The organism is Streptomyces sp. MUM 203J, assembly GCF_022414595.1.
Classification (GTDB): Bacteria; Actinomycetota; Actinomycetes; order Streptomycetales; family Streptomycetaceae; genus Streptomyces.
Genome location: NZ_JADWYO010000116.1, coordinates 1 through 5,153, shown reverse-complemented (window position 1 = coordinate 5,153; position 5,153 = coordinate 1). Strand labels below are relative to the sequence as shown.

General features: G+C 72.0%; 4 protein-coding genes and 1 pseudogene. All 5 read right to left on the bottom strand.

Annotated elements, in window-relative coordinates; translation table 11 throughout:
• Positions 1–1,009 (bottom strand): annotated as a pseudogene (locus I3F58_RS28990) (serine protease); the annotation flags it as partial.
• 202 nt (positions 1,010–1,211) lie between these two features.
• Positions 1,212–2,111 carry a tRNA pseudouridine(55) synthase TruB gene (gene truB, locus I3F58_RS28985; protein ID WP_240111687.1) on the bottom strand — a complete coding sequence of 300 codons (900 nt, stop codon included), beginning with the start codon at positions 2,109–2,111 and terminating at the stop codon, positions 1,212–1,214.
• Positions 2,111–2,575 carry a 30S ribosome-binding factor RbfA gene (gene rbfA, locus I3F58_RS28980; protein WP_240111686.1) on the bottom strand — a complete coding sequence of 155 codons (465 nt, stop codon included), beginning with the start codon at positions 2,573–2,575 and terminating at the stop codon, positions 2,111–2,113. Before rbfA ends, truB begins: the two co-directional genes overlap by 1 nt.
• Positions 2,576–2,643: 68 nt before the next feature.
• Positions 2,644–2,937 carry a DUF503 domain-containing protein gene (locus I3F58_RS28975; RefSeq protein ID WP_240111685.1) on the bottom strand — a complete coding sequence of 98 codons (294 nt, stop codon included), beginning with the start codon at positions 2,935–2,937 and terminating at the stop codon, positions 2,644–2,646.
• A 163-nt stretch (positions 2,938–3,100) separates the two neighbouring features.
• On the bottom strand, positions 3,101–5,153 hold a 2,053-nt coding region (gene infB / locus I3F58_RS28970), incomplete at its 5' end, for a translation initiation factor IF-2 (protein WP_240111684.1).

Here is a 5,153-nt window from a genome sequence, read left to right as displayed (position 1 = left end):
CCTCGGGACCCGTCCCGCGGCCCGCCGCGCCGCTCACCGGCCGCGCCCCCGGCCCGTCCGCCACCGCTCCCGCGCCCGGTTCGCCGCCCCCGGTCCGGCATCCCTCCCCGGAACCCGCCTTCCCGGTCACCGCCCCGGCGCACACCGCGAACGTCCCGTCCACCGCCGCCGCCCGCCCGTCCACGGCAGAGGCCGCCTCCGCCGCCCCGGGCTCCCCGGCCCGGCCGGTCGGCCGGTCCGCGCCCCGCGCCCTCGTCGGCAGGCCCGCGGCCGCCACGAACCGGTCCAGTTCCCCGGCCACCCCGGCCCGGTGAACGGGCTCGGGTGCCAGGGGCTGCGGCAGGGTCGTCGCGGTCAGTTCCAGGGCGCCCGCCAGGTTGAGGCCGGGGCCGTGAGCGGGGGCCGTCGCGGTGTTGCGGCGGAGGAGGGCGGCCAGGGGGCCCCGGGGGGTGCGGGTGGCGGCGGGGACGAGGGGGACGGCCAGGGCGGGGGCGCGGTGGTCGGTGTGCAGGGCCGTGCCGAGCACCGCCAGTACGGTGCCGGTCGCCGCGTCCAGGACCGGGCCGCCCGCCGCCTGACCGTCGCGGCGCAGGGCCTCGCTGCCGTCCGTGCCGATGGCCAGTTCCAGGACACCGTCCACGGTGTGGAAGCGTTCCGTGGCCGTGTAGGTCGCCTCGGCCGTGCCCAGGACCCGGGCCTCGCGCCAGCCGTGCGCGTGGATACGTACGTACGTACCGGGCCGGGGGGCGTACGCGGCGACGGGGAGGGGGCGGATGCCCAGCCCCCGGGTGTGGATGAGTGCCAGGGCCTCGGCGGGCAGGCGGACGACGGCCGTGGACTCGGCCCTCGCGCCTGTCTCGGGGGCCTCCACCAGGACCCGGTCCAGGCCGTCGACCGTCTCGTGACCCGTGACGACCGTGCCCAGGTCGTCGGCGACGAAGCCGGTTCCACGTGGTCGGCCCGTCTGATCACAGATCAGTACCAGTGCTGCCAGGTCCGCGCGTCCCATGGGTCCGACGGTAGGCCGGTGGTGATCACCGCCAGCGGTCGTTCCCCGAACGCGCCCCCTCACGCCCCCGGGGTTCGCTCCCAGCGCCTGGCCGTGTGGGTGAAGCGCGGTCCCGGGATGGATGGGACGCACGGGAAGGGGGCATGGGGCGGGCAGCCCGGTACGGGTGCCCGCCCCACGGTGGCCTGCCGGCCACGGCGTGTCAGGCGAAGACCGCCACGCTCTTCGCCTTGCCGTTCCGCTCCTCCACCAGCGCCAGGAAGCGGTCGCCCGGACCGAAGACGGCCACAGGGGCCTCCGGGTACGAGGGCATGTCGATCCGGACGCCGTTCAGCAGCAGCCGGGCCCGCCGTTCGTCGACGTCCCAGCGCGGGAAAGCGGCAGCCGCGGCCTGCGCGATGGGCATGACCGTCAGCTCCTCCTGGAGCTGGTCCAGGGTGCGGGCCGCGTCCAGCTTGTACGGGCCCACCCGGGTGCGGCGCAGTGCCGTCAGATGGCCGCCGACGCCCAGGTCGGCGCCCACGTCGCGGGCGAGGGCCCGGATGTAGGTGCCGGACGAGCAGACGACGGACACGACCAGGTCGACGACCGGCGTCCCGTCCTCCGCGACCGCGTCGCGCATGTCGTACACGGTGAACGAGGAGACGGTCACCGGCCGGGCCGGGATGTCGAAGTCCTCACCGCCCCGCACCCGCGCGTAGGACCGCTTGCCGTCGATCTTGATGGCGCTGACCTTGGACGGCACCTGCATGATGTCGCCGGTCAGCTTGGCGACCGCCGCGTCGACACCCTCCCGGGACACCTTGGACGCGTCGGCGGAGGCGGTGATCTCCCCCTCCGCGTCATCGGTGACGGTGGTCTGGCCGAGGCGGATGGTGCCCAGGTACTCCTTCTCGGTCAGCGCGAGGTGCCCGAGCAGTTTCGTCGCCTTCTCGACGCCGAGGACGAGGACGCCGGTCGCCATCGGATCCAGCGTGCCGGCGTGGCCGACCCGGCGGGTGCGGGCCATGCCGCGCATCTTGGCGACGACGTCGTGCGAGGTGAAGCCCGACGGCTTGTCGACGATGACCAGGCCGTCGGGGGTACGTGCGGTGTTGCTCATCAGGCGCCGGCGCCGTCCTCGTCGGACTCCGCGTCCGCCTCGTCCTCGTCCGGCCTGCGGTACGGGTCGGCCCCGGCCGCGTACGTCTTGCCGGTCGCGGCCTGGCGGACCTCCGCGTCCTTGGCCCGGGCCTTGTCGAGGAGGTCCTCGATGGTGCGGGCGTTGTCCGGGAGGGCGTCCGGGACGAAGGTCAGGGTCGGCGTGAACCGGACCCCGGTCTGCCGGCCGACCTCGGAGCGCAGGATGCCCTTGGCGGACTCCAGCGCCGCCGCCGAGGCGGCGCGCTCCTCCTCGTCCCCGTAGACCGTGTAGAAGACCGTGGCCTCCCGCAGGTCGCCGGTGACCCGGGCGTCGGTGATGGTCACGAAGCCCAGCCGCGGATCCTTGATGCGCCGGTCCAGGGTCTCCGCGACCACGACCTGGATGCGATCGGCCAGCTTGCGGGCCCGCGCGTTGTCGGCCACCGGTCCTTCTCCTCTTCCGTCTTGCGACGACGTCTTCCGTACGACGTCCTGCGTACAAACTCAAAAGTTCAGTCTTCGTCGGTGTGCATGCGCCGCCGTACGGACAGCAGCTCCACCTCCGGCCGGGCGGCCACAAGCCGCTCGCACCGGTCCAGTACCCCGGTCAGATGTCCCGCGTCGCCGCAGACCATCGCCACGCCGATCTCGGCTCTGCGGTGCAGGTTCTGGTTGCCGACCTCCGCCACGCTCACGGCGAACTTGCGTTGCAGCTCCGCGACGATCGGGCGGACGACGGAGCGCTTCTCCTTCAGCGACCGTACGTCGCCCAGGAGCAGGTCGAAGGACAGAGTCCCCACATACATGTGTGCCCGGATGTCCCGCCGGTTCGGGTTCGGATGGCCCCCGCTTGATCGGGCGGGGACAACTGAACCGTACACGCAGCGGCCGGGGCCGATCGACGGAAATTCCTCCGCCGACCGGCCCCGGCATCCACACGCCCGGGTCAGGCGCGTGCGCCCGCCTGGATCAGGCGCGCGGCTTCTCGCGCATCTCGTACGTCGCGATGACGTCGTCGACCTTGATGTCGTTGAAGTTTCCGAGGTTGATACCGCCCTCGAAGCCTTCCCGGATCTCGGTGACGTCGTCCTTGAAGCGACGCAGGCCCTCGATGGTGAGGTTCTCCGCGATGACCTTGCCGTCGCGGATGAGACGGGCCTTGGTGTTCCGCTTGACCTCGCCGGAGCGGATGAGGACACCCGCGATGTTGCCCAGCTTGGACGAGCGGAAGACCTCGCGGATCTCCGCCGTACCCAGCTCGACCTCTTCGTACTCCGGCTTGAGCAGACCCTTGAGGGCCGCCTCGATCTCCTCGATGGCCTGGTAGATCACCGAGTAGTAGCGGACGTCGACGCCCTCGCGCTCCGCCATCTGCGCGGCACGGCCGGCCGCACGGACGTTGAAGCCGATGACGATGGCGTCGGAGCCCATCGCCAGGTCGATGTCGGACTCGGTGACCGCACCCACACCGCGGTGCAGGACGCGGATGTCGACCTCTTCACCGACGTCGAGCTGGAGCAGCGAGGACTCGAGAGCCTCGACCGAACCGGACGCGTCGCCCTTGATGATGAGGTTGAGTTCCTGGATCTGGCCGGCCTTGAGGACCTTGTCCAGGTCTTCCAGGGACACCCGGCGGACCCGCTTGGCGAAGGCCGCGTTGCGCTCGCGCGCCGCGCGCTTCTCCGCGATCTGACGGGCCGTGCGGTCCTCGTCGACGACCAGGAAGTTGTCGCCGGCGCCCGGGACGTTGGTGAGACCCAGGACCAGGACCGGAGTCGACGGAGTGGCCTCCTCGATGTTGTTGCCCTTGTCGTCGAGCATGGCCCGGACACGGCCGTAGGCGTCGCCCACGACCATCGTGTCACCGACCCGCAGCGTGCCGCGCTGGACCAGGATGGTCGCGACGGCACCGCGGCCGCGGTCGAGGTGCGACTCGATCGCGATGCCCTGCGCGTCCTGCTCCGGGTTGGCCCGGAGGTCCAGGGTCGCGTCGGCCGTGAGGACCACGGCCTCCAGCAGCTTGTCGATGTTCAGGCCCTGCTTGGCGGAGATGTCGACGAACATGGTGTCGCCGCCGTACTCCTCCGCGATCAGGCCGTACTCGGTGAGCTGGCCGCGCACCTTCGTCGGGTCGGCGCCCTCGACGTCGATCTTGTTGACCGCGACCACGATCGGCACGTCAGCCGCCTTGGCGTGGTTCAGCGCCTCGACCGTCTGCGGCATGACGCCGTCGTTGGCCGCGACCACGAGGATCGCGATGTCCGTCGACTTGGCACCGCGGGCACGCATGGCGGTGAACGCCTCGTGACCCGGGGTGTCGATGAAGGTGATCGGACGGTCCTGCTCGTTGACCTCGGTCGTGACCTGGTAGGCACCGATGTGCTGGGTGATGCCGCCGGCCTCGCCCGCGATCACGTTGGTCTTGCGGATCGCGTCGAGCAGCCGGGTCTTACCGTGGTCGACGTGACCCATGACGGTCACCACCGGCGGACGCGCGACGAGGTACTCCTCGCCGCCCTCGTCCTCGCCCCACTCGAGGTCGAAGGACTCGAGCAGCTCGCGGTCCTCCTCCTCCGGCGACACGATCTGAACGGTGTAGTTCATCTCGTCGCCGAGGAGCTGCAGCGTCTCGTCGGAGACGGACTGCGTGGCCGTGACCATCTCGCCGAGGTTCATCATCACCGCGACGAGCGACGCCGGGTTGGCGTTGATCTTCTCAGCGAAGTCGGTGAGGGACGCACCGCGCGACAGGCGAACGGTCTCGCCGTTGCCGCGAGGCAGCATCACGCCGCCCACGGACGGGGCCTGCATGGCCTCGTACTCCTGGCGCCTCTGCCGCTTCGACTTGCGGCCGCGACGGGCGGGCCCGCCCGGACGACCGAAGGCACCCTGCGTGCCGCCACGGCCGCCGGGGCCGCCGGGACGACCGCCGAAGCCGGGACGGCCACCGCCGCCGCCGAAGCCACCGGGAGCACCGCCGGGACGACCGCCGCCACCGCCGCCGGGACGGCCGGCGAAGCCG